General features: G+C 64.3%; 22 protein-coding genes and 1 pseudogene. 9 read left to right on the top strand and 14 right to left on the bottom strand.

What is annotated here, in order from left to right; all coding sequences use genetic code 11:
- Positions 1-32: 32 nt before the first annotated feature.
- Both metK and BraRD5C2_RS14105 read right to left on the bottom strand, forming a co-directional pair.
- Positions 33-1,229, bottom strand: a complete 1,197-nt coding sequence (gene metK, locus BraRD5C2_RS14110; RefSeq protein ID WP_223969238.1) for a methionine adenosyltransferase — start codon at positions 1,227-1,229, stop codon at positions 33-35.
- A gap of 60 nt (positions 1,230-1,289) precedes the next feature.
- Positions 1,290-2,645: a hypothetical protein gene (locus BraRD5C2_RS14105; protein ID WP_223969236.1), complete on the bottom strand. Its 1,356-nt coding sequence runs from the start codon at positions 2,643-2,645 to the stop codon at positions 1,290-1,292.
- A gap of 182 nt (positions 2,646-2,827) precedes the next feature.
- Between BraRD5C2_RS14105 and BraRD5C2_RS14100 the strand changes: the two genes are divergently transcribed.
- Entirely contained in the window at positions 2,828-4,552 is a 1,725-nt protein-coding gene (locus BraRD5C2_RS14100; protein ID WP_223969234.1) for a caspase family protein, read from the top strand.
- Positions 4,553-4,907: 355 nt separating this feature from the next.
- Here BraRD5C2_RS14100 and BraRD5C2_RS14095 read toward each other — a convergent pair.
- The 7 genes and pseudogenes from BraRD5C2_RS14095 to BraRD5C2_RS14065 form a co-directional block, all read right to left on the bottom strand.
- A pseudogene (locus tag BraRD5C2_RS14095) lies at positions 4,908-6,329 on the bottom strand (serine hydrolase); the annotation flags it as partial.
- A 258-nt stretch (positions 6,330-6,587) separates the two neighbouring features.
- On the bottom strand, positions 6,588-7,706 hold the full coding sequence (locus tag BraRD5C2_RS14090) for a cobalamin-independent methionine synthase II family protein (protein ID WP_223969232.1): 1,119 nt from the start codon (positions 7,704-7,706) through the stop codon (positions 6,588-6,590).
- A gap of 19 nt (positions 7,707-7,725) precedes the next feature.
- Complete coding sequence (locus BraRD5C2_RS14085; protein WP_223969230.1) at positions 7,726-8,442, bottom strand: ABC transporter ATP-binding protein; 717 nt, start codon at positions 8,440-8,442, stop codon at positions 7,726-7,728.
- Entirely contained in the window at positions 8,435-9,187 is a 753-nt protein-coding gene (locus tag BraRD5C2_RS14080) for an ABC transporter ATP-binding protein (protein WP_223969228.1), read from the bottom strand. The genes BraRD5C2_RS14085 and BraRD5C2_RS14080 overlap by 8 nt, the downstream gene beginning before the upstream one ends.
- Positions 9,184-10,215, bottom strand: coding sequence for a branched-chain amino acid ABC transporter permease (locus BraRD5C2_RS14075; RefSeq protein WP_223969226.1), 1,032 nt, complete (start codon positions 10,213-10,215; stop codon positions 9,184-9,186). The genes BraRD5C2_RS14080 and BraRD5C2_RS14075 overlap by 4 nt, the downstream gene beginning before the upstream one ends.
- 7 nt (positions 10,216-10,222) lie before the next feature.
- Positions 10,223-11,092: a branched-chain amino acid ABC transporter permease gene (locus BraRD5C2_RS14070; RefSeq protein WP_223969224.1), complete on the bottom strand. Its 870-nt coding sequence runs from the start codon at positions 11,090-11,092 to the stop codon at positions 10,223-10,225.
- Positions 11,093-11,195: 103 nt separating this feature from the next.
- On the bottom strand, positions 11,196-12,377 hold the full coding sequence (locus BraRD5C2_RS14065) for an ABC transporter substrate-binding protein (RefSeq protein WP_223969222.1): 1,182 nt from the start codon (positions 12,375-12,377) through the stop codon (positions 11,196-11,198).
- 378 nt (positions 12,378-12,755) lie between these two features.
- Between BraRD5C2_RS14065 and BraRD5C2_RS14060 the strand changes: the two genes are divergently transcribed.
- Entirely contained in the window at positions 12,756-13,040 is a 285-nt protein-coding gene (locus BraRD5C2_RS14060) for a hypothetical protein (protein WP_223969304.1), read from the top strand.
- Here the strand turns inward: BraRD5C2_RS14060 and BraRD5C2_RS14055 are convergent.
- Positions 12,940-13,830, bottom strand: coding sequence for a metallophosphoesterase (locus BraRD5C2_RS14055; protein WP_223969220.1), 891 nt, complete (start codon positions 13,828-13,830; stop codon positions 12,940-12,942). The two genes, BraRD5C2_RS14060 and BraRD5C2_RS14055, sit on opposite strands and share 101 nt — an antisense overlap.
- Before the next feature lie 61 nt (positions 13,831-13,891).
- Positions 13,892-14,755, bottom strand: coding sequence for a formyltetrahydrofolate deformylase (purU, locus tag BraRD5C2_RS14050; RefSeq protein ID WP_223969219.1), 864 nt, complete (start codon positions 14,753-14,755; stop codon positions 13,892-13,894).
- 135 nt (positions 14,756-14,890) lie between these two features.
- Between purU and BraRD5C2_RS14045 the strand changes: the two genes are divergently transcribed.
- Positions 14,891-15,733, top strand: a complete 843-nt coding sequence (locus tag BraRD5C2_RS14045) for a uroporphyrinogen-III synthase (protein WP_223969217.1) — start codon at positions 14,891-14,893, stop codon at positions 15,731-15,733.
- 9 nt (positions 15,734-15,742) lie between these two features.
- On the opposite strand, the gene fcl is transcribed toward BraRD5C2_RS14045, so the two are convergent.
- From fcl to BraRD5C2_RS14030, 3 genes are all read right to left on the bottom strand, one after another.
- Positions 15,743-16,699 (bottom strand): GDP-L-fucose synthase, encoded by a 957-nt coding sequence (fcl, locus tag BraRD5C2_RS14040; RefSeq protein ID WP_275945288.1) that lies wholly within the window; start codon positions 16,697-16,699, stop codon positions 15,743-15,745.
- Positions 16,680-17,780 (bottom strand): GDP-mannose 4,6-dehydratase, encoded by a 1,101-nt coding sequence (gene gmd, locus BraRD5C2_RS14035; RefSeq protein ID WP_223969215.1) that lies wholly within the window; start codon positions 17,778-17,780, stop codon positions 16,680-16,682. The genes fcl and gmd overlap by 20 nt, the downstream gene beginning before the upstream one ends.
- Before the next feature lie 142 nt (positions 17,781-17,922).
- On the bottom strand, positions 17,923-18,597 hold the full coding sequence (locus tag BraRD5C2_RS14030) for a Crp/Fnr family transcriptional regulator (protein WP_223969213.1): 675 nt from the start codon (positions 18,595-18,597) through the stop codon (positions 17,923-17,925).
- A 427-nt stretch (positions 18,598-19,024) separates the two neighbouring features.
- Here BraRD5C2_RS14030 and BraRD5C2_RS14025 point away from each other — a divergent pair, with 427 nt between their 5' ends.
- From BraRD5C2_RS14025 to BraRD5C2_RS14000, 6 genes are all read left to right on the top strand, one after another.
- Positions 19,025-19,846 carry an ABC transporter ATP-binding protein gene (locus BraRD5C2_RS14025; protein ID WP_223969211.1) on the top strand — a complete coding sequence of 274 codons (822 nt, stop codon included), beginning with the start codon at positions 19,025-19,027 and terminating at the stop codon, positions 19,844-19,846.
- A complete protein-coding gene (locus BraRD5C2_RS14020) occupies positions 19,843-21,771 on the top strand; it encodes a long-chain fatty acid--CoA ligase (protein ID WP_223969209.1) in 1,929 nt (642 codons plus the stop codon). The genes BraRD5C2_RS14025 and BraRD5C2_RS14020 overlap by 4 nt, the downstream gene beginning before the upstream one ends.
- 136 nt (positions 21,772-21,907) lie before the next feature.
- On the top strand, positions 21,908-22,801 hold the full coding sequence (locus BraRD5C2_RS14015; RefSeq protein ID WP_223969207.1) for a branched-chain amino acid ABC transporter permease: 894 nt from the start codon (positions 21,908-21,910) through the stop codon (positions 22,799-22,801).
- 3 nt (positions 22,802-22,804) lie between these two features.
- On the top strand, positions 22,805-23,878 hold the full coding sequence (locus BraRD5C2_RS14010) for a branched-chain amino acid ABC transporter permease (protein WP_223969205.1): 1,074 nt from the start codon (positions 22,805-22,807) through the stop codon (positions 23,876-23,878).
- A 53-nt stretch (positions 23,879-23,931) separates the two neighbouring features.
- Positions 23,932-25,215, top strand: a complete 1,284-nt coding sequence (locus BraRD5C2_RS14005) for an ABC transporter substrate-binding protein (protein WP_223969203.1) — start codon at positions 23,932-23,934, stop codon at positions 25,213-25,215.
- A gap of 139 nt (positions 25,216-25,354) precedes the next feature.
- Positions 25,355-26,194, top strand: a complete 840-nt coding sequence (locus BraRD5C2_RS14000) for an ABC transporter ATP-binding protein (protein ID WP_223969202.1) — start codon at positions 25,355-25,357, stop codon at positions 26,192-26,194.
- Positions 26,195-26,236 lie beyond the last annotated feature (42 nt).

Below are 26,236 nucleotides of genomic sequence, written 5' to 3'. Positions count from 1 at the left end.
GCTCGCACGAGCTCCCCGGAATGACGCAAGTGTCAGAGCGCGCGCTTCAGCGGCTCGACGAGATCGGTCTTCTCCCAGGAGAAGCCGCCCTCATTGTCGGGCGTGCGGCCGAAATGGCCGTAGGCCGAGGTGCGCGCGTAGATCGGACGGTTGAGGTCGAGATGGGTGCGGATGCCGCGCGGCGTCAGATCCATCGCCTTGGCTGCCGCCTTCTCGAGCTCATCCTCGGACACCTTACCGGTGCCGTGGGTGTCGATGTAGATCGACAGCGGACGCGCCACGCCGATTGCGTAGGCGAGCTGCAACGTGCAGCGATCGGCGAGACCGGCCGCAACGATGTTCTTGGCGACATAGCGCGCGGCGTAGGCGGCCGAGCGGTCGACCTTGGTCGGATCCTTGCCGGAGAACGCGCCGCCCCCATGCGGAGCCGCGCCACCATAGGTGTCGACGATGATCTTGCGGCCGGTCAGGCCGGAGTCGCCATCGGGACCGCCGATGAAGAACTTGCCGGTCGGATTGATGTGCCAGATCGTCTTGCCGTTGATCCACTCCTTCGGCAGCGCCTCGCGCACATACGGCTCGACGATGTCGCGGATCTGGCTGGACGAGAGGTCCTCGACCAGATGCTGATGCGACACCACGATCTCGCGAACGCCGACCGGCTTGCCGTTCTCGTACTGCACCGTGACCTGGCTCTTGGAGTCCGGACCCAGTACCTTCTCCTTGCCGGAGTGGCGCGCTTCGGAGATCAGCCGCAGGATCTTGTGGGCGTAGAAGATCGGCGCCGGCATCAGGTCCGGCGTCTCATTGGTGGCGTAACCGAACATGATGCCCTGGTCGCCGGCACCCTCTTCCTTGACCTCGCCCGGCTGCAGCGCGTCGACGCCCTGCGCGATATCGGCCGACTGCGGATGCAGCAGGATCTCGATGTCGCAGGTGTTCCAGTGGAAGCCGTCCTGCTCGTAGCCGATGTCCTTGATCGCAGAGCGAACCACGCCCTCGATCTGCTCGTTGGTGACGGAAGCCGGACCGCGGGTTTCGCCGGCGATCACCACCTTGTTGGTGGTCGCGAGCGTTTCGCACGCCGCGCGGATCTGCCACGGGTCGATGCCCGCCTTCGGCCCCTCGCGATAGAACAGATCGACGATCTCATCCGAGATGCGATCGCAGACCTTGTCCGGATGGCCTTCCGAGACCGACTCGCTGGTGAAGAGATAAGACGCGCGCATCAAGCAAACCCCTTGTTTCGTCGAAGTCCGACGTTGGTTGGTGAATATGTCCCCGGAATGTCAGTCTCGTCGCCGCGAGATGACGTAGGATTCGTCGTAAAACCACAGCCCGTTGTGTTTACGGAGAACCTCGCGTGTGGCCTCGAGAGCTCGTCCGTTTTCGGTCGTTTCAGTCAACCGCTCATCTTCGATCTGCGCGACGTACACTGCTGCGTTCCAGGCGGCGAAGGCGGTCGAGGTTCCGATCGAGCCGGTCACCTCATTAGGCAGCGCTTCCATATCATATCGGAAGATCGAACGGTTATCGGCGTAGGCATTGAAATTCAGCTCGCGGCCGGCCGAGCCCAGCTCGTATTTCACCGCGCGCAGTATCTCATGACGGCTGACGGCGAAAGGATTTTCTCCGGGCCAGACGGCTTGAATGATTTCAAGTCCGGGATCGCTTCCGTGGGAGTGGATTCCTATCAGCCGCCCACCGCCGCGCAGCGCCCGGGCCAGCGGCGCGATGATCCGCTTGGCGCGGAAATTCACCGAGGATTTGGCGCGATAGGGCTGCGAGGCGATCACCAGGTCGAAATTGGCCTCGGTCCGGCCGGCGCGGGGAATGATGGAATCGAGCAGGAACCGGTGATCGTCGCGGTACAGCACCAGCGCTACCGGGCGCTCATAGATCGGCATCGCATTGCCGGGGCTGAGATTGGCCCGCCAGTTCTGCTCCAGGAAGGGTCCGAGTTCCGCGATCTGGGTCTCGAATTCCCCCGAGGACGCGCCCCGCAGGGCCACCTCGTGCCAGATCATGCTGGCGGCCGCCGCCGAGTTCTTGGGCGTCAGCCAGGGCGCCTCGGCGTAATACATGTTGGTGAACACGAAGACGCTCGCCGGGTGCTCGAACAGGCGGTCGGGGACCTTGTCGAGGGTGAGGCGGACGTCCTCCAGGCTCAGTTCCTTGCCGGCGACATAGAACGGCATATGTGGGAAGCGGCCATGCATGGCACGCAGGACCCGCGCCAGCACCGTACCGTCGCCCATCCCGGCATCGAACACCCGCAGCGCCGGCGGCCGCGGGTGGATCGCGGCCAATTCGAGCGCGACCCGGTCGGCGATCACCCGCTTCTCGCTGCAGGTGTGCACGAACAGCAGATAGCGCTGCCGGTTCTCGAAAAACCGGAAATTGCCCCTCGGATCGCGCTTTTCCGGTGGCACCACGAGGCCGCGCGGCGGCGCGACGCCCCCCGGCGTCGAGGTTGCGATGAAGGCGTTGATGCGGTCGAGCGTATCGATGGTGATGCGCTTGCCCTCGCGCAGCCGGTGCACCAGCTTGCCGTCGTTGACGGCACGGCGGCCGAACGTCGTCTCCGCCATGTCGGAGTGACGGCAGAAATCCGTGATCTGCCTGAGGATTTCGTCGTTCTTCATGGTGCCTGGAGTGGGCAGCGGCCAGTGGGACAAAAGTGGGCAGAGATAGTGTGCGACGAGGTCTTATCACCATTTTCCCACCAGTTGAACCCCCCTCCACGGCCAATCACCAAACAGTCATGGACAATCTCCCGGACCGCCTCGCCGCCGACCACCATGATGCCCTTACCCCTGGATGACCAATGCGCCGCCTGCTCCTGATACCCTGCCTGCTCGCGGCCATCCTGTGGTCGGCCCCCTGCTTCGCGCAGGCGCGCTCCCAGCTAGGCCCACTCTGCACGACCGACACCACACCGGCCGACCAGATGATCGACGCCTGCACCAAGATCATCGCGTTGAAGGTGTTTTCCGGCGAGAAGCTTGCGACGATCTATTTCTGGCGCGCAGTGGGCTGGAACAAGAAGGGCAACTACGCGCAGGTGATCGCTGACGCCACCGAGGCGCTGCATCTGAAGCCCAGCACCCCCGTCTACAATCTGCGCGGCTCGGCCTATTACGACAAGGGCGAGTACGACATCGCGATTGCCGACTTCAACGACGCGCTGCGCATGGGGCCGCCGGGCGGCATCATCTTTCACAACCGCGGCAATGCCTATCGCGGCAAGGGCGACTACGCCAAGGCGATCGCCGACTACGATGCCGCGATCAAGGCCGGCCCGAAATCGGCGTTCTCCTATCAGAACCGAGGCGCCTCGAAGCAGGCGCTCGGCGATCTCGACGGCGCGCTCGCCGACATCAACGAGGCGGTCAGGATCGATCCGTCGCTGCCGCAGCCGCTGATCAGCCGCGCCGTGATCTGGCGCGCCAAGGGTGACATCGCGCGCGCGATTGCGGACACGACGGAAGCGATCCGGCTCGCGAAGGCGAAAGCGCCGGTCAACATCATGACGCCGCCCGGCAGCGTGCTGATCTCGGCCTACACCCAGCGCGGCCTCGCCTATGAGGCGAACGGCGATGCTGCGCGCGCCAAGGAAGATTACGCGTCAGCGCTCGAGGGCGTGGCGTCCGACGCCGGCAGCAAGGCCAACCAGGCCACCGCCAAGGTGCGGCTCGCGCTGCTGAAGGAGGCCGACGCGGCGCCGCGCAAGACCACTGCAGCGCCTGCCGCCGAAAGCAGCCCTGCGCCCGCACCGCCCGCGGCAGCAGCTCCTGCAGCACCAGCGGCGCGTGTGCAGGCCGCGGCCACCGGCCGGCGCGTGGCGCTGGTGATCGGCAACGGCGCCTATGCGCATGTCAAGGCGCTGCCCAATCCACCGAACGATGCCCGCGCCATCGCCAAGAGCCTGCGCGACATCGGCTTCACCGTCTCCGAGGGTCTCGATCTCGATCGCGACACGATGCAGACGACGATCCATGACTTCCTGCGCGAGGCGGCGCGGTCGCAGATCGCTGTGGTCTATTACGCCGGTCACGGCGTGCAGATCGACGGCCGCAACTACCTCGTGCCGGTCGATATCGCGTTCAAGGCGGGAGCTCGTATGACCGACGCGATGGTCGACATGGACACCATCATGGCCGGCCTCGACGATCAGATCCGTACCAACATTTTGATCCTCGATGCCTGCCGCAACAATCCGATGGCGCCGCAGGTGGCGTCCGCAGGGCCGAGCCGCGGTATCGAAGCCGGCTCAGGCCTTGCCGCGCCCGCGTCGCTCGGATCGGGCTCGACGCTCGGCGCGGGCACGTTGATCGCGTTCGCGACCGCACCGGGCCAGGTCGCGCTCGACGGCGAAGGCGCCAACAGCCCGTTCTCGGCGGCGTTGTCACGCCATGTCGGCACGCCCGGCCTCGAAGTGCAGCAGATGCTGACGCGGGTCCGCGCCGAAGTCGTCGCCGCGACCAAGGGCAAGCAGGTGCCGTGGTCGAACTCCTCGCTGCTCGGGGAGGTCTATCTGGCGGAGCAGTGACGGCGTGCTCGAGAAACACCATCGGGGCGCGTCGGCGACGAGGCACATCTGTTCGCCGCGCCACGAAGGTGCCACCCGGCTGGTAAACGATCATCTCGTCGACGATCGCCTCATCACCGCAAAACTCGACGAAGCCGGCCTGCCCGGCAATGCGAAACCTCCTGCCTTGCTCCGGCGCGAGGCGATAGGCCGGCTGGTAGTCGGACTTCAATTCGAGCACCCCCTCGCTATCCAGCGCGACGCGGTGCGTGATCGCCCGCCACTTGAAGCTGCCGACACAGCGCGTGCGGAACGCGACGTCGGTGCAGTCGCCGGCCGCCAGGCGCACGAACACGATATCAGCGACTGCCGGTTCGAGCGGCGCCGAAAGGCTGACTATGTTGCCGTCGCGATTGGTCAGGAACGTGATCGGAAGCGAGTCCGGCACGTAGCGGTCCGGCACCTCGGGCGTTTCGAACGTCTCAAAGTGACGGTGCACCAAAGCCGCAAACAGGCCGCGCCAGGACCAATGCAGGATGCCCTCCAGCTCCCTAATCGACATCACGCCGTAAGCAGGGTGTTCATAATCGCCGGCGTAGGCCGCAAGCTCGTGCGCCGGGTGTGTGTTGGCGCGGCGGCCCTTCTCCCGCATGCCCTTGTCGACCTGGATCTGCTCAAGGGCTTCGACACGCCGCTTCCGGAAACGCTCGCGCCATTCGATCGGCTCGCGGCCGCGCAGCCGGTCGATGATCTGCAAGGTCAGCGTCCACGGCACCTGGTTCGGACTGCGATTGGTGAAGACGGCAATGCCGATGCCGAAATCCGGTAGCAGCGTCATCTGCGTATTCCAGCCAATCCAGCCGCCGCCGTGCTCGACCAGTCGGTCGCCGCGGTAGCTGTTGCACTGGAAGCCAAGGCCGTAATGCGCCTGGCCGAACTCCGCATAGCCCGGCAACGTGTTGTAGACACGCGGCGCATGCAGCTCACCGATCAGCGCTGCCGGCAATATGCGCTCACCATCGAACGCGCCCTGACCGAGATGCAGCCGCATCCAGCTCGCGAAATCCGCGACCGAGGTGGTCATCGCACCAGACGCGGTGGTCGTGATCGGCAGACGGAACGCGGGCAGCCGCGTGTCTTCGTAGATCTTGTAGGGCCGCGCCGGCTCGCTGGACGCTTCGAGATCATCGAGGTTGAAGCCGACATTCATGCCGAGCCGGTCGGTCAGGCGCGCGCGGATGAACGCCTGATAGCTTTGCCCGCTCAGGCGCTCAATCAACAAGCCCACAACATTGTAGCAGAGGTTGTTGTATTGAAATGCGCTCCGGATATCGCGGTTCAGTTCCAGATGCCGCATCAGGCCGAGCATGTCGGCCGGCGCGAGATCGCCGGGCTCGTGCACCCAGTCATGGCGTGGCAGCCCGGTATGATGACACAACAGATCGAGCACGGTGACGCGCTCTGTCGCCACCGGATCGCTGAGACGAAACTCGGGGATATAGTCGCGTACCGGTTTGGCCCAATCGAGCCGCCCCCCATCGTGCAGCAGCGCGATCGCAGTGGCGGTGAAGGATTTGGTGATCGAGCAGATCGCGAACTGCGTCGCCGGCGTAACCGGCAAATTCGCCTCGACATCGCGCTGGCCGTAGGCGCGTGTGAGCACGACCTTGTCGTCCTGCACCACGGCGAGCGCGACGCCCGGCACCTTCCAGTCGGCCATGACGTCGGCGGCGAGACGATCGAGCTCGGGAATATAGGATGCAATTTGCGCACTGGACGCGTCGGACGATTGGGGCATGATGGCCTCTCGGCTTCAACAGCAACAGACGGCGCCTCACCAAAGCGAGGCGCGGCGGCGTTACGGCAACCCGGTCATTCGACCGGCCAACCGTTCGTCAGTGCTGGCTAAGCTCGAAAGCGATCAACATCGTTGGATCATCCTCAATAGACCAAAGCTATCATGCGGCAAGAACGACTGTCCAGCCGCACAAGCTGACGCGGTATGCGCCTTCATTCCTGCACCTAGAAACTGCGAACCCGGAACGGCGAGCGAAACCTACTTCCCCCACACCTCGTTCGCGACCTCGACAGCGAGCCGCAGCTTGGCCCACTGCTCCTCCTCGGAGAGGATGTTGCCCTCCTCGGTCGAGGCGAAACCGCATTGCGGCGACACTGCGAGCTGCTCGATCGGGGCGAACTTCGATGCCTCCTCCAACCGCCGCTTGATGTCGTCCTTCTTCTCGAGCTCGCCGAACTTCGAGGTGATGACGCCGACCACCACGACCTTGTTGCCTTTCGGCAGGAAGCGCAGCGGCTCGAAGCCGCCGGCACGATCGGAATCATATTCGAGGAAATAGCCATCGTAATTGGTGCCGGCCAGCATGGTCTCGGCGACCGGCTCGTAGCCACCGGAGGAAATCCAGGTCGAACGGAAATTGCCGCGGCAGACATGCGTCGTGACCACCATGTCGGATGGACGATCGGCGATCGCGTAATTGATGACGCGGGCATAGATCTCCTGCAGCCCATCGGGATTGTCGCCGCGGTCGCGCGACTTCTGCAATTCCTCCTGCGAGCACAGATAGGCCCACACCGTGTCGTCGAATTGCAGGTAACGGCAGCCGGCGTCGTAGAACGCCTTCACTGCCTCGCGATAGGTCTTGCCGAGGTCCTGATAGAACTCCTCAAGGTCCGGATAGACCTCCTTCGAGATCAGCTTGCGGCCGCCGCGGAAGTGCAGCACCGCCGGCGACGGGATCGTCATCTTCGGGGTGACATGCGCCTGGTCGGCGTACTTCTTCAGGAACCTGAAGTGATCGAGCATCGGGTGACGATCGGAGAAGTCGAGCTTGCCGATCACCCGGATGGCGTCGTGCCGGGTCTGCACACCCGCGAACTGGATGCCCATGTCGGGGTGGAACAGCTCGCAGCCGGTCAGATGACTGAGGAAATCGAAGTGCCACCAAGAGCGGCGGAACTCGCCGTCGGTCGCAAGCTTGAGGCCGACCGAAGCCTGCTTGTGCACGACCTTCTCGATCTCCATGTCCTCGATCTTGCGCAGCTCGTCGGCCGAGATCTCGCCCTTCTCCAGCCTGGCGCGCGCTTCCTTGATCTTCGGCGGACGCAACAGGCTACCGACCTCGTCGGCGCGGAACGGTGGCTTGGTTCGCTGCATGGTGAACTCCCTGAGGGCGTCAGTGTTTTTTGGTCCCGGCAACGCCGAGATGGCGCTCGAGGACAGCGGGATCGGCCTTCAGCGCGCTGCTTGCCGCATCGTGCACAATCGTCCCGCGTTCCAATATCACAACGCGGTCGGCGAGCCCGAGAATCTTTTGTGCATTCTGCTCGACGATGATCGAGCAGATGCCACCCGAGCGCGTGATGGTTCCGATCGCCTTTAACAATTCCTCAACGATGATCGGCGCGAGGCCTTCGGTCGGCTCGTCGAGCAGCAGCACTTTCGGGTTCAACGTCAGCGCGCGACCAATCGCCAGCATCTGCTGCTCGCCGCCGGACAGCTGGTTGCCGAAATTGCCGCGCCGCTCCTTCAGCCGCGGAAACATCTCATACACCCGCTCGACCGTCCACGGCCCGGGCTGCGCCACCGCGGTCATGTTCTCTTCCACCGTCAGCGAGCGGAAGATGTTGCGCTCCTGCGGCACCCAGCCGATCCCGGCGCGGGCGCGCTGGTCGGGCCGCAATGCCGTGATGTCTTGGCCCGCAAGTACGACGCTGCCACTGAGGCGCCTAACGATGCCGACGATCGAATTGATCAGCGTGGTCTTGCCGGTGCCGTTGCGACCGAGCAGCGCGAGCACCTGCCCCTCGGCAAGCGCCAGCGACATGTCGGGCAGCACCACCGCCTCGCCATATCCGGCGCGCAAGCCCTTGATGGAGAGCAGGTCAGGCATCGGCGGCCTCGCCGAGATAGACCGCCCTCACCTGCGGATCGCGCGCCACCTCGTCGGGCGCACCCTCGGTGAGCAGGCCGCCATTGACCAGCACCGAGATGCGGTCGGCGAAGGAGAACACCAGATCCATATCGTGCTCGATCAGCAGCACCGTGACGTCGCGCGGCAGCGCCGCGACCGCCGCCAGGATATCGTGGCGCTCGCTCTCGGGCACACCAGCCGCCGGCTCGTCGAGCAGCAGCACCCGCGGCCTGGCGGCGATTGCGACCGCGATCTCGAGCAGGCGCTGCTTGCCGTAGGGCAATGTCGAGGTGAGCTCGGTCATTACGTCGAGCAGATGGAAGCGCGACAGGATCTCTGCGATCTCGGCATTGACGTCGCTACGCGTTCCCATCCGCCGCCACCAGTCGCCGCCGCGGCCCATCCGTTCGGAGACCGCAAGCCCGATGGTCTCGAGCGGAGTCAGGTCGGCATAGAGCTGGTTGATCTGGAAGGTGCGCGACAGCCCGCGCAGTACCCGCTTGTGCACGGCGAGGCCGGTGATGTCGCTGCCTTCGAGCAGGATTCGTCCGCGATTCGGCGCCAGCACGCCGGTGAGCTGATTGATGACCGTGGTCTTGCCGGCGCCGTTCGGACCGATCAGCGCGTGGCGGGCGCCCTGCATCACCTTCAGCGAGAGGTCGCGGGTGGCGCGAAGGCCGCCGAAGGACTTTTCGAGGCCGCGGGTTTCGAGCGCGATGGTCATGGCGCGTCGCCCTCGGGCATTGCAACGGCGGCCCTGCGGCCGGCGAACTGGCGGATGATCAGGTTCGGCACGAACAGCACCCAGCGGTGGATGCGCGCGCGGCCGACCATGACGATCACGACCAGCACGAGGCCGATCCAGAACAGCCAGTATTGCGGCGTGATGCTCTGAAACAGCTCCTGCAGCATCTTGAACACGACCGCGCCGATCAGGCCGCCATAGAGATAGCCGGTGCCGCCGATCACGAGCACCAGCATCAAATCGGCGGAGCGCTCAAAGGAAAACACGTCGAGCGAGGCCAGCGCCGTGGTCTGGGTGAACAGCGCGCCGGCGATCCCGGCATAGAAGGCGGCGAGCGCATAGACCGCGATCAGGCGGCGGTTGACCGGTATGCCGATTGCGGCCGCGCGCAGCGGATTGTTCCTGATCGCGCGCAGCGACAGGCCGAACGGGGAATGCACCACGCGACGGGCAAACAGGAACAGGATGAACAGCACGATCAGCGAGTAGAACAGCCCGGTCTTGCCGAACATGTCGAAGGCGAACAGCCCGAGGATCGGCTGCATCTCGATGCCCTGAAGGCCGTCAGTGCCGCCGGTGATATCCGAGAAGCGTTCGGCGAGCGCTTCCAGCAGCAGCGCGATGCCGAGCGTGACCATCAGCCGGGTCAGGTCGACGCCGCGGATGACGAGGAAGCTGGTCAGAAAGCCGAGCACCGCCGCAACGAGACCGGCGGCGACCAGCGCAATGACCGGCTCGTTGATGATGCCGTGCAGCGCCAGCAAGCCGGCCGAATACGCACCGACGCCGAAGAACGCCGCATGGCCGAGCGAGACGATGCCGGCATAACCGAGGATCAGGTCGAGCGAGAGCGCGAACAGGCCGAGCCGCACGATGTCGGTCATGATCAGATAGCGCGACGGGAACAGGAAGGCGCAGGCCAGCGCCAGCACCCAGAACGCGACCTCGCTGATCCGCCAGCGCGCGCTGGCCATCGCGTGAGTGGAGACGTCGGACAGCGCGGTCATATCAGCCTCACCGCGCCGCGGTGCGGCCGAACAGACCGTTCGGGCGCCAGAGCAGGATCACGATCATGACAGTGTAGATCACGAAGGGGCCGACCTTGGGCACGTAGTATTTGCCGGCGACGTCGGCGATGCCGAGCAGCAGCGAGGCAAGGAATGGCCCCGTGATCGAGGAAGAGCCGCCGACGGTGACGACGATCAGGAAGTAGATCATGAACTTGAGCGGGAAGTACGGATCGAGCCCGAGGATCTCCGCGCTCAGCGCGCCGCCGAGCCCGGCGAGGCCGCAGCCGAAGGCGAAGGTGAACGCGAACACCTGCGGCACGTTGATGCCGAGCCCGATCGCGGCGCGCGGATCGTCGACCGCGGCGCGCAGGCGGCTGCCGAACCGGGTCTTCGCCAGGATCAGTTGCAGCGCCAGTGTGAGCAGGCCGCAGATCACGACGATCATCAGCCGATAACGCCCGATGCCGACGCCGAACAGATCGATCTGCCCTTCCAGGGCCGCCGGCAATTTGATGAAGACCCGCGACGATCCCATGATGTAGTCGACCGCCGCGACCGACATGAACACCAAACCGATCGAGAACAGTACCTGATCGAGATGGCTGCGGGCATAGAGATGGCGGTACAGCGTGCGCTCCAGCGCGACACCGATCACGGCACTCCCGACAAAGGCAAGCGGCAACGCTGTGAAGAACGGCCAGCCGGAATTGTTGACCAGCACGGCGCAGATGTAGCCGCCGGCCATGGCGAAGGCGCCATGCGCGAGGTTGACGAAGTTCATCAGTCCGAGCGTCACCGCAAGCCCGCAGGCCAGCACGAACAGCAGCATGCCGTAGGCGACGCCGTCGAACAAATTGGTGAGGATTGAGGCCATGAAGTCAGCTTAAGCGAGAGGGCGCAAACGACACCACGTCAACAGGATCGTCATGGCCGGACTCGTCCCGGCCATGATGTGCAGCGAGCGGAGCTTTCGCGCGTCACTTCTTGGTCTTGCCGGAATCCTTGACGGCCTCGAAGGTCGCGAACTCGACGTTGTAGAGCTCGCCATCGACCTTCTCGACCTCGCGGATATAGATGTTCTGCACGATGTCACGGGTTTCCGGATCGATCGAGATCGGGCCGCGCGGGCTCTCCCACTTCATGCCCTTCATCGCCTCGATCAGCTTGTCGCCGTCGGTCGCACCATTGGTCTTCTTCAGCGCCTCGTAGATCAGATGGATGCCGTCATAACCGCTCACCGCCATGAAGCCCGGACGGTTGCCGTATGCCTTCTTGTAGGCGGCGACGAAATCCTTGTTCATCGCGGACGGATGCGCTGCCGAGTAGAGATGCGCGGTCACCGCGCCAAGCGCGGCATCGCCCATGTTGTTGAGCAGGTCGTCGTCCATCACGTCGCCGGGGCCGATCACCTTGATGCCGCTCTTGTCGAGCCCGCGCTCGGCATATTGCTTCATGAAGTTGCCGCCCTGCCCGGCCGGCACGAACACGAACATCGCGTCGGGCTTGGCATCCTTCATACGCTGCAGGAACGGCGCGAAGTCGGGATTGGCGAGCGGGACCTTGATCTCTTCCACGATCTCGCCGCCGCCGGCGGTGAAGTGCTGCTTGAAGAAGGTCAGCGCGTCGTTGCCCGGCGCGTAGTCCGAGGTCAGCGTCGCGACCTTCTTGATGCCGTTCTTGACCGCCCAGTCGCCGATGATGGTGGAGGACTGCGCCAGCGTGAAGCTGGTGCGCACGATATAGGGCGAGCGCTCGGTGATGATCGAGGTGCCGGCGGCCATCACGACTTCCGGGATCTTGGCCTGCGTCGCCAGCGGTGCCGCGGCCAGCGCCGCCGGCGTCACGCCGAAGCCGGCGATGAAATTGACCTTGTCGTTGACGATCAGTTCCTGCGAAAGCCGCTTGGTGTTGTCGGGCACCGCGGCGTCGTCCTTCAGGATGATTTCGATCTTCTTGCCGGCGACGGTGTCGCCCTTCTGCTGCATGTAGAGCTTGATGGCGTTATCGATCTGCTTGCCGGTCGAGGCCTGGCCGCCGGTCATCGGCAGGATCAGGCCGATCTTGACGGCGTCGTCCGCCCGCGCCGGCATGCTGGCGCACAAACCCGGAAGCACGGCCGAAGCGGCGCCCCACAGCAACATTTTGCGACGATTGAACATCGACATCCCTCCCCCTTCCATTGTTCTGCGTCGAGCCGAGTCCCCGGCCCTTGCCTTACCTTAGCCCAACCAAGTCACGGCCGAGCCGTAACGCGACAAGGCGTTTCCCCGCGCCCTCTGTCAATCGGACGATGGACGTGTGTCGCGCGCGCCGCGATTTGGCCCAGCCGCAGAAGCAAGTATCAGGATACCAGAATCCGCCCCCGAAACTCAACGCCCCCACAAGTACCGATGTCGCTCACTCAGGCGGCCGCCAGCTGAATTCATTTGTACGATCGTACAAATCAAGCAGCAATGTCAACAAACAAGCACAATTGCAGCCGAACGGTCGCGCCTGAGATCATCATCCATAAAGACCAGGGCTGTATGCTGCCGCCAATGCCGATCCTCACACGCCACATCCCTGTCCTGACTGCCCTCGCGCTCGCGGCCTGCGCGCTCGGTGGATGCAGCACCGTGAACCAAAAGGTCTCGGCCGGCATGGCCGACTACATTCCGGCCTGGGCCGGCGGTCTGCCCGCAGACGCGCCACCGCGGGCGGGCACCCCGGAATACGACAAGTTCATGCAGGAGCGGGAACGCAAGCGCCTGATGCCGGCGGCGGAGCGCGGCGATGGCTCCAAGCCGGCCGCGGCGGCGCCCGCGCAGAACCCGACCCAATGACTGCCTTGCCCGGCCAATCCTCGCTGAGGATTTCGCCGCGGTAACCGAACTCCACCATATGCACGGTGACATAGTCCGCGCCGATGAACGCCACGCCGTAGGACTCCGGCAGATCGGCGACGGTCAGAACCTCCGCGAACACGGGGTAGCTGGCGTGGTTCGTTCCGCGCAGCGAGGTCGAGGGGACACCGGCAACCGAACCACTCAGCACCATGTGGCAGTGACCGAAGAAGATATGCCGGATCTTGCTCCGGTGCTTCGCGACGATCGAGCGGAACGCGGCATCGTCGAGCAGGCCGATCCGGTCGACCGGGGCGATATGCGTCGGGAATGGATTGTGATGCATGAACAGGAAGAACGGACCGTCATGCTGCGATAGCTCCCGCTCCAGCCAGGCCTGCCGCCTCTCGCAGAAACTGCCGGCGGCGGTCTGCGGCTCATAGGTGTCGAGGAGCAGGCAGCGGCCGAACGAGGCGTCGTGCGCACCTTGAGCGAACCCGTCCGCGTCGGCGCATTCGGGAAACACGCCGAGAAACGTCTCGCGATGGTCGTGGTTGCCGATACAAAGCCGCACAGGGATCGGAAACCGGCTCAGGCGCTCGCGCAGCAATTGGTAATCGGCGAGCTCGCCGAGATCGGAAAGATCACCCGAGATCACCATGAGCTCGGCATCACGATGATCGGCAAGCACCTGATCGAGGGAACGCTCGAAGTTCAGCAGAGGATCACGGCCGAAGATCGTCCGCCCCGGCGCCGTCAGATGGATGTCGCTCATGTGGATGAGTTTCATGCAGCACCTCGATGCAGGGCGACACCACGGCCTTCAGCACGACAATCGGGTGAACGGCGGATCAGTCCACGAACACCACGGTCTTGCGCCCGTTGAGGATGACGCGGTCGGCGAGATGGTAGCGGATTGCCCGCGCCAGCACGCGGCGCTCGATGTCGCGGCCCTTGCGCACGAGATCCTCGGGCGTGTCGCGATGGCTGATGCGCTCGACGTCCTGATCGATGATCGGCCCCTCGTCGAGATCGCTGGTGACATAATGCGCGGTGGCGCCGATCAGCTTGACGCCGCGCTCATGCGCCTGGTGGTAGGGCTTGGCGCCCTTGAAGCCCGGCAGGAAGGAATGATGGATGTTGATGCAGCGGCCCGACAGCCGCGCCGACATCTCGTCCGACAGGATCTGCATGTAGCGGGCCAGCACCACGAGATCGGTGTTGGTGTCCTGGGCAAGCTTCCACACCGCGTCTTCCTGCTGCCGCTTGGTCTCTTTGGTCACCGGCAGATGGTGGAACGGAATATCGCCGAAATCGAGCGAACCGTAGCTCTCGCGCGGATGGTTGGAGACGATGGCGGTCGGGATCATTTCGAGCTCGCCGGTGCGCCAGCGATAGAGGATGTCGACCAGGCAGTGATCGGACTTGGACACCAATAGCATCACCCGGCGGCGGCTGGCGCGATCGCGCATCTGCCATTCCATGGCGAAGCGTTCGGCGATCGCGGTAAAGCCGGTTTGCAGCGCAGCCAGCTCCACCGCAAGATCGGCCGCGGTGAACACCACGCGCATGAAGAACTTGCCGGTCTCGATGTCGTCGAACTGCTGGGCGTCCAGGATGTTCTGCCCATTATGCGCCAGGAAGGTCGAGACCGCGGAGACGATCCCGGGGCGATCCGGACAGGACAGGGTCAGAACGAATTGATGGTCGGGCATGCCAATTGACCAAAGCTTGAGCAGATGCGTGGAACGTTCATTTTCGGCCCTCGTCTACACCGCAGGCGGCCTTGCGCCAATCCCGGCGCGGGGGTCAAATCGACCAAATGACGACAATGTTTGTTAGGGACAATCATGGCTGACCGGCTGAACGGCTACCGCATTCTGATCCTCGAGACGCGCGAGGAGGCGCAGTTTTCCCGCCTGCTCGCCGAGCAAGGCGCCGACGTGCTGCAATGCCCGATGTTCACCATCCACGACGCGCCGGATCCGGCGCCGATCGAGGCCTGGATTCGCCGCACCATCGAGCGGCCGCTCGACGACCTCGTGCTGATGACCGGCGAAGGCCTGCGCCGGCTGATGAAGGTGGTGCGCCGGATCGGGGTCGAGCCGGAGTTTATCACGAGCCTCGGCAAGGCGCGCAAATTCGCCCGCGGCCCAAAGCCCGGCCGCGCGCTGCGCGAGATCGCCCTGGAGCCACAAATGACGACGGAGAAGCCGACCTCGGAAGGCGTCGCCGAGATGCTGTCGAAGCTCGACCTGAGCGGCCATCGGCTCGGCCTGCAGCTCTATCCGGACAAGGATCACGCCACCCTGATCGGCGCGATCAAGGCGCAGGGCGCCGAGGTCGATACGGTACTGCCCTATGTCTATGACGCGCAGGCCGCCGACGCCAACATCGTGACCGCGATCGAGGAGATGGCGCGGGGCCGAATCGACGCCATCGCGCTGACGAGCTCCGGCCAGGTTCGCCGCCTGCTCGAGGTGGCGCAGGCGCACAAATGCGAGGCGCAATTGCGCGAGGGCCTGCAGCAGACCCCGATCGCCTCCGTCGGGCCCGTGGTGTCGGACGAGTTGAAGACCTACGGCTTGCGCACCGACATCTACCCGACGAACGACGCGTTCTTCATGAAGCCGCTGATCTCGGCGATGGCGACGGCGTTGTCGAAGGCTCCGCCGCGCGCGACGGCGAAGTGACGCTCGGCGCTACTCAGCAGCCTGCTTGGTCTCGTTCAGATAGGCCTGGTAGGCGAGCTTGATGCCATCCTCGAGCGAGGTTGTGGCACGCCAGCCGAGCTTTGCGAGCCGGCTGACGTCGAGCAGCTTGCGCGGTGTGCCGTCGGGGCGCGAGGTGTCGAAACTGATCTCACCGCGATAGCCGACGGTAGCAGCGACCACGCGGGCGAATTCGGCAATGGTGATGTCCTCGCCGGTGCCGATATTGACCAGCTCCGGTGAGGAATAGGTCTTCATCAGATGGATGCAGGCGTCGGCGAGGTCGTCGACATAGAGGAATTCGCGGCGCGGCGTGCCGGTGCCCCACACCACGACACTGCCGGCACCGGAGACTTTGGCCTCGTGGAAACGGCGGATCAGCGCGGCGACGACGTGGCTGTATTCGGGATGATAATTGTCGCCGGGACCGTAGAGGTTGGTCGGCATCACGCTGATGAAATCGGCGCCGTATTGGCTGCGATAGGCCTCGGCCATCTTGATGCCGGCGATCTTGGCGATGGCATAGGGCTCGTTGGTCGGCTCCAGCGGGCCGGTCAGCATCGAATCCTCGCGCAACGGCTGCGGCGCCAGGCGCGGATAGATGCAGGACGAGCCGAAGAACATCAGCTTCTCGCACCCATTAGCATGAGCCGCCTGGATCACGTTGCTCGAGATCGCCAGATTGTCGTACAGGAATTCGGCCCGCAGCGTGTTGTTGGCGACGATGCCGCCGACCTTGGCGGCAGCGAGGAACACGGCCTGCGGCCGCTTCGCGGCAAACCAGGCATTCACCGCGGCCTGGTCGCGCAGATCAACCTCGCCGCGCGACACCGTCAGCAGCTCGGCCCCTTCGCGCGCCAGCCGGCGCATCAGCGCCGAGCCGACCATGCCGCGATGGCCGGCGACGAAGACCGTCTTGCCCTTCAGTTCAAACGCCGTGCTTGCCATTGGCCGCATCCTGCCTGGCCTCGACGAGATCGCTGGCGACCATTTCCTTCACCAGCTGCGCGAACGGCGTCTTCGGTGCCCAGCCGAGCTTGGCGCGCGCCTTGCTGGCGTCGCCGATCAGAAGATCGACCTCGGTCGGACGGAAATAGACCGGGTCGATCTGCACCAGGGTGTTGCCGGTCGCCTTGTCGACGCCGATCTCTTCGATGCCCTTGCCGCGCCATTCGATGCCGCGGCCGACTTCCGCAAATGCCAGTTCGACGAATTCGCGGACCGAGCGCGTCTCGCCGGTCGCGAGCACGAAGTCGCCGGGCTCGTCCACCTGCAGGATCTTGTGCATACCCTCGACATAGTCGCGGGCGTGGCCCCAGTCGCGCTTGGCATCGAGATTGCCGAGAAAGAGCTTGTTCTCCAGGCCGACCTCGATGCGGGCGACGGCGCGGGTGATCTTGCGCGTCACGAAGGTCTCGCCGCGGATCGGGCTCTCATGGTTGAACAGGATGCCGTTGCTGGCGAACATGCCGTAGGCCTCACGGTAGTTCACCGTGATCCAGTAGCCGTAGAGCTTGGCGACGCCATAGGGCGAGCGCGGATAGAACGGCGTGGTCTCCTTCTGCGGCACCTCCTGCACGAGGCCGTAGAGCTCCGAGGTCGAGGCCTGGTAGAACCGGGTCTCCTTTTCCATGCCGAGGATGCGGATCGCCTCCAGCAGGCGCAGCACGCCGATGGCATCTGCGTTGGCGGTGTATTCCGGGCTCTCGAAACTGACCTGGACGTGGCTCTGGGCGGCGAGGTTGTAGATCTCGGTCGGCCGGATCTGCTGTACCAGCCGGATCAGATTGGTCGAATCAGTCATGTCGCCGTAGTGCATCAGGAACGGCACGTTGCCGGCGTGCGGATCCTGGTAGAGATGGTCAACGCGCGCGGTATTGAACGAGGAGGACCGGCGCTTGATCCCGTGCACGGTATAGCCGAGGCCGAGCAGATATTCGGCGAGGTACGCGCCGTCCTGCCCGGTGATGCCAGTGATCAGCGCAACGCGCCGCTTTGAGTCCTGAGCCGCCGAATCCTTAACCGCCATGTCATCTCCAGAGAGCGCGAAAACCGCGCGGTCCCGACGAGGCCGGTCTGTAGCATCCGGCCTGCTTTGAGTCTAATGGCATAATCGTTTGAAATCAGCGCTTTAGAGCATCGCGAAATAGCCGGGTGCGGTCTGGCGCCGGTCACTCCCCGTAATGACGCAGCCGGTCGAGCTCGATGATCGTCACCCCGCCATATTCGAGCCGCAGCAGGCCCTCGCGCTCGAGCCGCTTCAGGCACTGGTTGGCGTTCTGCCGCGAGATACCCGACAGCGCCCCGATCTCCTCCTGGGTGATCTCCAGGTGCAAGGTGAGTTCGGGATAGAGAATCGGATTGAACAGCGAGGCGATCGAGCGCGCCAGCCGCGCGGTGGCGTCCAGCGTGCGGCCGTATTCGAGCAGCGCGATGAACTGGCCAAGCCGCTCGTTGAGTTGTCCCACCAGGAAGCGGTTGAAGCCGACGCTGTTCTCGAACAGCCAGACGAAAGTCCGGCGATCCATCATCGCCAGCCGCGTGTCGCGCAGCGCGACCACGTCGTAGCGCCGCAGCTCGTTCTTGAGCACGGTGCCCTCGCCGAACCAGGCGCCGGCGGTGAGGCCTGCGAAGCTCGCCGCCTTGCCGCCGCGCGAGACGATGCCCATCCGCGCCAGCCCGGTGACGATGCCGGTCCAGTACTGGAAATTGTCGCCGCGCATGAAGATGAATTCGTTGGCGCGGTAGGCCTTCTCGGAAATGCCGGCGCGCGCGATTTCGATCTCTTGCTCGCTCAGCTCGCGCGACCAGGCCGCGATGCGCTTCAGGTAATCAGCAGCAATCATTCTAGCGACGGCATCCCAACCCAAGATACTGACCAAAGATACTGACCAAGATACTGGCACGATATTGCACCGCAGCAACGCCGTGAGCGAAGCCAGGAACCCGCTTCCTGGAATGCCAACGAAAATTCCTGACCAATTGTCGGGCACATGACAATTCAACCTATCGCTTTCTCGTATTCAGAGCCACCTCGCGTAACGCCGCGTGCAGCGCCTTGATGGATCGCTGACCGGACGACGCGAGAGACGGGCTTGCAGGCGGGGTGCGGCGTTACCGCGCATGACGCAGGCGATCGGGGGCGAGCGATGCTCCCGAACGCCGGCTTCATTAGTCGGATGGTCTCCCTCCGGTGGCCCATGTAAGATCGAAGTGTAAGATCGAAGCGAAGATAAAGAGCGCGCCAAAGCGCCCCTATCTGGAGGGAACAGGGTGGCCAACAGTCTCGAGGTGCGCGGAGTCTCATTGCGCTTTGGCGGCGTCCGCGCGCTGACCGAAGTCAGCTTCGGCGTCAACGAGGGAGAGCTGTTCTCCATCATCGGCCCGAACGGCGCCGGCAAGACCTCGATCGTCAACTGCATCTCCGGCCGGTACCGGCCGACCGAAGGCCAGCTGTTCTATCGCGGCCAGGACATCACCGCCCTCACCCCGAATGCGCGGCCCCGTCTCGGCATCGGCCGGACCTTCCAGAATCTCGCGCTGTTCCACCATATGAGCGTGCTCGACAACATCATGGTCGGCCGCCATCATCTCTTGAAGAACAACTTCATCACGGGATCGCTGTACTGGCTGACCGGCGCGCCCCGCGAGGAGCTGGAGCACCGCCGCAAGGTCGAGGAGATCATCGACTTCCTCGATCTGCAGTCGGTGCGCAAGGCGACCGCCGGCACCCTGCCCTACGGCTTGCGCAAGCGCGTCGAGCTCGCCCGCGCGATGGCGCTGGAGCCGCAGCTGATCCTGCTCGACGAGCCGATGGCCGGCATGAACTTCGAAGAGAAGGAAGATATGGCGCGCTACATCGTCGATCTCAACGAAGAGTTCGGCATGACGGTGATGATGATCGAGCACGACATGGGCGTCGTGATGGACATCTCCCACCGCGTCATGGTGCTGGATTTCGGCCGCAAGATCGCCGAGGGCGATCCGGCCGCCGTGCTCGCCGATCCGCATGTCAAGCGCGCCTATCTCGGCGAAGAGGACGAGGTGCTGGTCGATCCCGACGACAAGCCGGCGGTGCGGGAGAGCGCGGCATGATGGACTATGCCGGTCGCGCCGCGCAGGCCGACACCTTTCCCAAGATGCTGCGCCTCAACGCGAGGGAGCACGGCGGCGAGATCGCGCTGCGCGAGAAGGATTTAGGGCTGTGGCGCGAATTCACCTGGAGCGACTACCAGACCCGCACCCATGATTTCGCGCTCGGCATGGTCGAGCTCGGCCTCGGCCGCGGCGACGTGATCGGCATCATCGGCGACAACCGGCCGGACTGGGTCGCGGCCGAGATCGCGGCCCACGCGATCGGCGCGATGAGCCTCGGCCTCTACCGCGACGTGCTGGACGAGGAAGCTTCCTATCTCCTGATTTATGGCGAGGCCAAGCTGGTCTTCGCCGAGGACGAGGAGCAGGTCGACAAGCTGCTCGGCCTTGCCGACCGCGTGCCCAATCTCAAGCACATCGTCTATTCCGACCCGCGGGGTATGCGGAAATACGACGATCCGCGGCTGATGGAGGCGAGCAAGCTCGTCACGCTGGGCCGCGACCGCGCCGCGCGCGAGCCCGGACTGTATGACCGGCTGATCGATGCCACTGATGGCGAAGACGTCGCGATCCTCTGCACGACCTCGGGCACGACAGCCAATCCGAAGCTTGCGATGCTCTCGGCCGGACGTGTGTTGCGGCACTGCGCGACCTATCTCGCCTTCGATCCGAAGGGGCCGGACGACGAATACGTCTCGGTGCTGCCGCTGCCCTGGATCATGGAACAGATCTACGCGCTGGGCAAAGCGCTGCTCTCCCGGATGAAGGTCAACTTCGTTGAAGAGCCCGACACCATGATGAACGACTTCCGCGAGATCGCGCCGACCTTCGTGCTGTTCGCGCCGCGGGTCTGGGAATCGATCGCGGCCGACGTCCGCGCCGGCGTGATGGACGCCTCGCCGTTCAAGCAGCGGCTCTACGATCTCGGCATGAAGACCGGGCTTGCGGCGCTCGCCGACGGCAAGCGCTCGATGTTCGCCGACAAGGTCTTGTTCCGTGCGCTGCGCGACCGGCTCGGCTTCACGCGGCTGCGCTCGGCGGCAACCGGCGGCGCAGCGCTCGGGCCGGATACCTTCAAGTTCTTCCAGGCCATGGGCGTGCCGCTGCGCACGCTCTACGGCCAGACCGAGTTGCTCGGCGCCTACACGCTGCATCCCGAAGGCAAGGTCGATCCCGATACCACGGGCGTTCCGATGGCGGATGACATCGAGATCCGCATCGACAATGCCGACGTCAACGGCGTCGGTGAGATCGTGGTGCGGCACCCGAACATGTTCCACGGCTACTACAAGAACCCCGAAGCATCGGTCGCCGACATCAAGGACGGCTGGATGCACTCGGGCGATGCCGGCTACTACAACGACAATCGGCAGCTTGTCGTGATCGACCGCATCAAGGATCTCGCCGAGACCTCGCGCGGTGAGCGCTTCTCGCCGCAATATATCGAGAACAAGCTGAAGTTCTCGCCCTATGTCGCCGAAGCGGTCGTGCTCGGCGCCGGCCGCGACGCGCTGGCTGCGATGATCTGCATCCGCTATTCGATCATCTCGAAATGGGCGGAGAAGAACCGGATCTCGTTCACGACCTATACCGACCTGTCCTCGCGGCCCGAAGTCTACGCGCTGCTGAAGAAAGAGGTCGAGACCGTCAATACCACCCTGCCGCCGGCGCAACGCATTTCGCGCTTCCTGCTGCTCTACAAGGAGCTCGATGCCGACGACGGCGAACTGACGCGGACCCGAAAGGTCCGCCGCGGCGTCATCAACGAGAAATACGCCGACATCATCGAGGCGATCTACCGCGGCAAGGCCAACATTCCGGTGGACACCGTGATCCGCTTCCAGGACGGCACCACGCAGCGCGTCCGCACCACGCTCGAGGTCGTCGATCTCGGCCGCGCCGCGATCGCGGAGGCCGCGGAATGAGACATCTGGTCACAGGGAATTCGGTCGCCATGCGCGGGCTTGACCCGCGCATCCATCCCCTTCGCAAGGGTCTTCATTCGCGATTGATCGCCGGGTCAAGCCCGGCGATGACGATCTGCAAGGTTGGCAACACCCCATGAACATCCAGTTCCTGATCCAGCTGATCGTCAATGGCCTCGTGGTCGGCACGCTGTACGGCGTTGTCGCAATGTCGTTCGTGCTGATCTACAAGGCGACGCAGGTCGTGAACTTCGCGCAAGGCGAATTGCTGCTGGTAGGCGCCTGGGTATGCTGGGCGCTGCTGACGAAATACCAGGTGCCGTTCTGGGTGGGCATGCCGATCACCCTGGTGTTCATGTTCATCTTCGGCATCGCGATCCAGGTCGTGATCCTGCGGCCGATGATCGGCGAACCGATCATCTCCGTGATCATGGTGACGATCGGCCTCTCGACCGTGTTCCAGGCCGCGCTGAAGTGGATCTTCGGCGTCAACCCGCAGCCGTTCCCGCGCGTATTCCAGAGCCAGTCGGTCAGCCTGTTCGGACTGCAGATCCAGACCGTCTATGTCATGAGCCTCGTGGTCTCGCTCGCCATGATGGTCGGCATGGCCTGGTTCTTCCGCGCCTCCAAATACGGCCTGGCGATGCGCGCCACCGCCTTCAACCAGCAGGTCGCGCAGTCGCTCGGCATTTCCGTGAAGAACGTGTTTGCGATGGCGTGGGCGATCTCGGCCACCGTCTCGGCGGTCGCCGGCGTCGTGGTCGCCGTGGTCAACGGCGTGTCGTCCGGCCTCTCCGCCTACGGCATCAAGGTGTTTCCGGCTGCGATCCTCGGCGGGCTCGACTCGGTCGGCGGCGCCGTGCTCGGCGGCATCATCATCGGGCTGCTGGAAAACGTCGCCCAGTATGTCGACAGCGAATATCTGCACTGGGGCAATCTGTACGAGATCGCGCCGTTCTACGTCCTGATCATCATCCTGATGATCAAGCCGTACGGGCTGTTCGGCACCAAGGACATCGAGCGGGTCTGATCAATGGCAACGAGCACCCTCATTCCGTCGGGCGATTTCCGCACCAGCTACGCGGCCGACACCACGATCTTCCCGACCGCGACCAGCCGCAACTTCGCGATTCTGGGCATCGCGCTCGCCTGCTGCGCGCCGATGCTGCTGTCCAACTACCTACTCTCGATCGCGATCCAGATCGGCATCTTCGCGATCGCAGCGCTCGGTCTCAATGTCCTGGTCGGATTCACCGGCCAGATCTCGATCGGCCATGCCGCGTTCTTCCTGTTCGGTGCCTTCACCTCGGCCTACATCTCCAACAACGCACCGATCCCGGTCTTCTTCGCGATTCCCCTCGCCGGCGTGATCACGGCGCTGGTCGGCCTGGTGTTCGGCGTGCCGGCGGCACGGCTGAAAGGGCTCTACCTCGTCATCGCAACGCTCGCCGCGCAGTACATCCTGCTCGACTTCTTCTCGCGCGCCGACTGGTTCTCTGGCGGCTCAGTGCCGGCCAGCGCCAATCCGTTCTCGATCTTCGGCTACACGCTGCGGGGCGACAAACAGTATTTCTACGTCGTGCTCGCCTACATGGTGATCAGCTACCTACTGGTCACCAATCTGATGCGCACCCGCGACGGCCGCGCGCTGGTCGCGATCCGCGACCACTATCTCTCCGCCGAGATCATGGGCATCAACCTGACCAAGTACCGGACGCTGTCGTTCGGACTCGCCGCCTTCTTCGCCGGCGTCGCCGGCGCGCTCTACGCGCACTATCAGCTGGTGGTCTCCCAGGAAGGCTTTGGCATCGAGCGCTCGGTGCTGTTCCTCGCGATGGTGATCATCGGCGGCACCGGATCGGTGATGGGCACGCTGATGGGCACGGCCTTCGTGGTGCTGCTGCCGGAATCGATGGAATGGCTGAGCGCCTGGCTGAAGGGCAGCGCCATCGACAAGGCGCTGCAGCTCAACAACAACATCACCTTCCTGCGCGAAATCGCGATCGGCCTGATCATCATCGGCTTCCTGATGTTCGAGCCTGATGGCCTCGCGCATCGCTGGAGGCAGATCAAGGCCTACTGGAAGCTCTATCCGTTCTCGCACTGACGCTTGGAACAACTCAAATTCGGTTCAACGAATAAAAGCAGGAGGAAACAACAATGACGATTAGATCCCTTTTGAGCTCGGTCTCACTTGCGCTGCTGATCAGCAGCGCGGCCGCCACCGCGCAGGCGCAGATCGCCATCGGCCATCTGCAGGACCTCTCGGGCGGCACCTCCGACGTCGGCACGCCCTATGGCCAGGGCGTCGCCGACACCTTCGCCTGGGTCAACAAGAACGGCGGCGTCGGCGGCAAGCAGCTCAGCGTCGACAGCAACGACTACGGCTATCAGGTGCCGCGCGCGATCGCGCTGTACAAGAAGTGGTCGGCGTCCGACGCCAAGGTCGCGGCGATCATGGGCTGGGGCACGGCGGACACCGAGGCGCTGACCGGCTTCCTCGCGCAGGACAAGATCCCCGACATGTCGGGCTCCTACGCCGCCGCACTGACCGATCCCGAAGGCACCAGCGGCAAGGCCAAGCCCGCGCCGTACAATTTCTTCTACGGCCCGAGCTACTCGGATGCGCTGCGCGCCGAACTGACCTGGGCGGCCGAGGACTGGAAGGCGAAGGGCAAGCCCGGCAAGCCGAAGTTCGTCCACATGGGCGCCAACCACCCCTATCCGAACGCGCCGAAGGCCGCAGGCGAAGCGCTCGCGACCGAGCTCGGCTTCGAGGTGCTGCCGCCGCTGGTGTTCGCACTGTCGCCCGGCGACTACTCGGCGCAGTGCCTGAGCCTGAAGAGCTCCGGCGCCAACTACGCCTATCTCGGCAACACCGCGGCCTCCAACATCTCGGTCATGAAGGCCTGCAAGACCGCCGGCGTCGACGTCCAGTTCCTCAGCAACGTGTGGGGCATGGATGAGAATGCCGCCAAGACCGCGGGCGATGCCGCCGACGGCGTGATCTTCCCGCTGCGCACGGCGGTCGGCTGGGGCGGCAATGCGCCCGGCATGAAGACGGTGATGGAAATCTCGAAGATGTCCGATCCGGCGGGCAAGGTCTATCGCCCGGTGCACTACATCGCCGCAGTCTGCAGCGCGCTCTACATGAAGGAAGCGCTGGATTGGGCCGCCAAGAACGGCGGCGCCACCGGCGAGAACGTCGCCAAGGGCTACTACCAGAAGAAGGACTGGGTGCCGGCCGGCATGGACGGCGTCTGCAATCCCTCGACCTGGACCGAGAAGGATCATCGCCCGACGACGAAGGTCGACCTCTATCGCGCCAAGGTTTCCGGGGCGACCGATGGCGACATCAACGACCTGATGGGCAAGGGCACGATCAAGCTTGAGAAGGTGAAGACCGTCGAACTGCCGCGCAAGCCGGAATGGTTTGGCTGGTGAGGTTGTAACTCAGGAAGTCGTCATCCCCCGCGAAAGCGGGGGATCCAGTACGCCGCGGCCTGTCGATTGATCGCTGGCGCCTCTGGAATACTGGGTCACCCGCTTTCGCGGGTGACGACAGTGGAGAGTGATCAAGACCATGAACGAAACCCTCGAAGCCACCCGCCCGGTGCCGACGGCCGTCCCGCCGCCGCCACTGCTCAGCGTCAACAATATCGAGGTCGTCTATGACGACGTCATCCTGGTGCTGCGCGGCCTCAGCCTCGAGGTGCCGAAGGGCGCGATCGTGGCGCTGCTCGGCGCCAACGGCGCCGGCAAGTCGACGACGCTGAAGGCGATCTCCGGCCTGCTCAAAACCGAGGACGGCGAAGTCACCCGCGGCGAGATCCTGTTCGAGGGCCAACGCATCAACGGCATCGATCCGGACAAGATCGTCCGCCGCGGCATCTTCCAGGTGATGGAGGGCCGCCGCATCGTCGCCGACATGACCTCGCTTGAGAATCTGCGGCTCGGCGCCTTCACCCGGCGCGACGGCGAGGTCTCGTCCGACATCGACATGGTGTTCAAATATTTCCCACGCTTGAAGGAGCGCACGGGCCTGGCCGGCTATCTCTCCGGCGGCGAGCAACAGATGCTCGCGATCGGCCGTGCGCTGATGGCGCGCCCGAAGATGATCCTGATGGACGAGCCCTCGATGGGGCTGTCGCCCCTGCTCGTCAAGGAAGTGTTCGCGATCATCAAGGAGATCAACCGCGATCTCGGCGTCACGATCCTGCTGGTCGAGCAGAATGCCCGCGCCGCGCTGTCGGTCGCGAGCCATGGCTACATCATGGAGCAGGGCAAGGTGGTGCTCGACGGCTCCGCCGACGAGCTGCGCGACAATGAGGACGTCAAGGAATTCTACCTCGGCGGCGCCGGCGACCAGCGCAAGAGCTTCAAGAACCTGAAGAGCTTCAAGCGGCGCAAGCGCTGGCTGTGAGGATATCGGGGGTTTTCGGGCGGAGTTGCGTGTGCAGAAAAC

Origin of the sequence: Bradyrhizobium sp. RD5-C2 (assembly GCF_019972155.1) — a bacterium.
Taxonomy (GTDB): Bacteria; Pseudomonadota; Alphaproteobacteria; order Rhizobiales; family Xanthobacteraceae; genus Bradyrhizobium.
The sequence above is the reverse complement of the archived record's forward strand: the minus strand, read 5'-3'. Positions and strand labels throughout refer to the sequence as shown.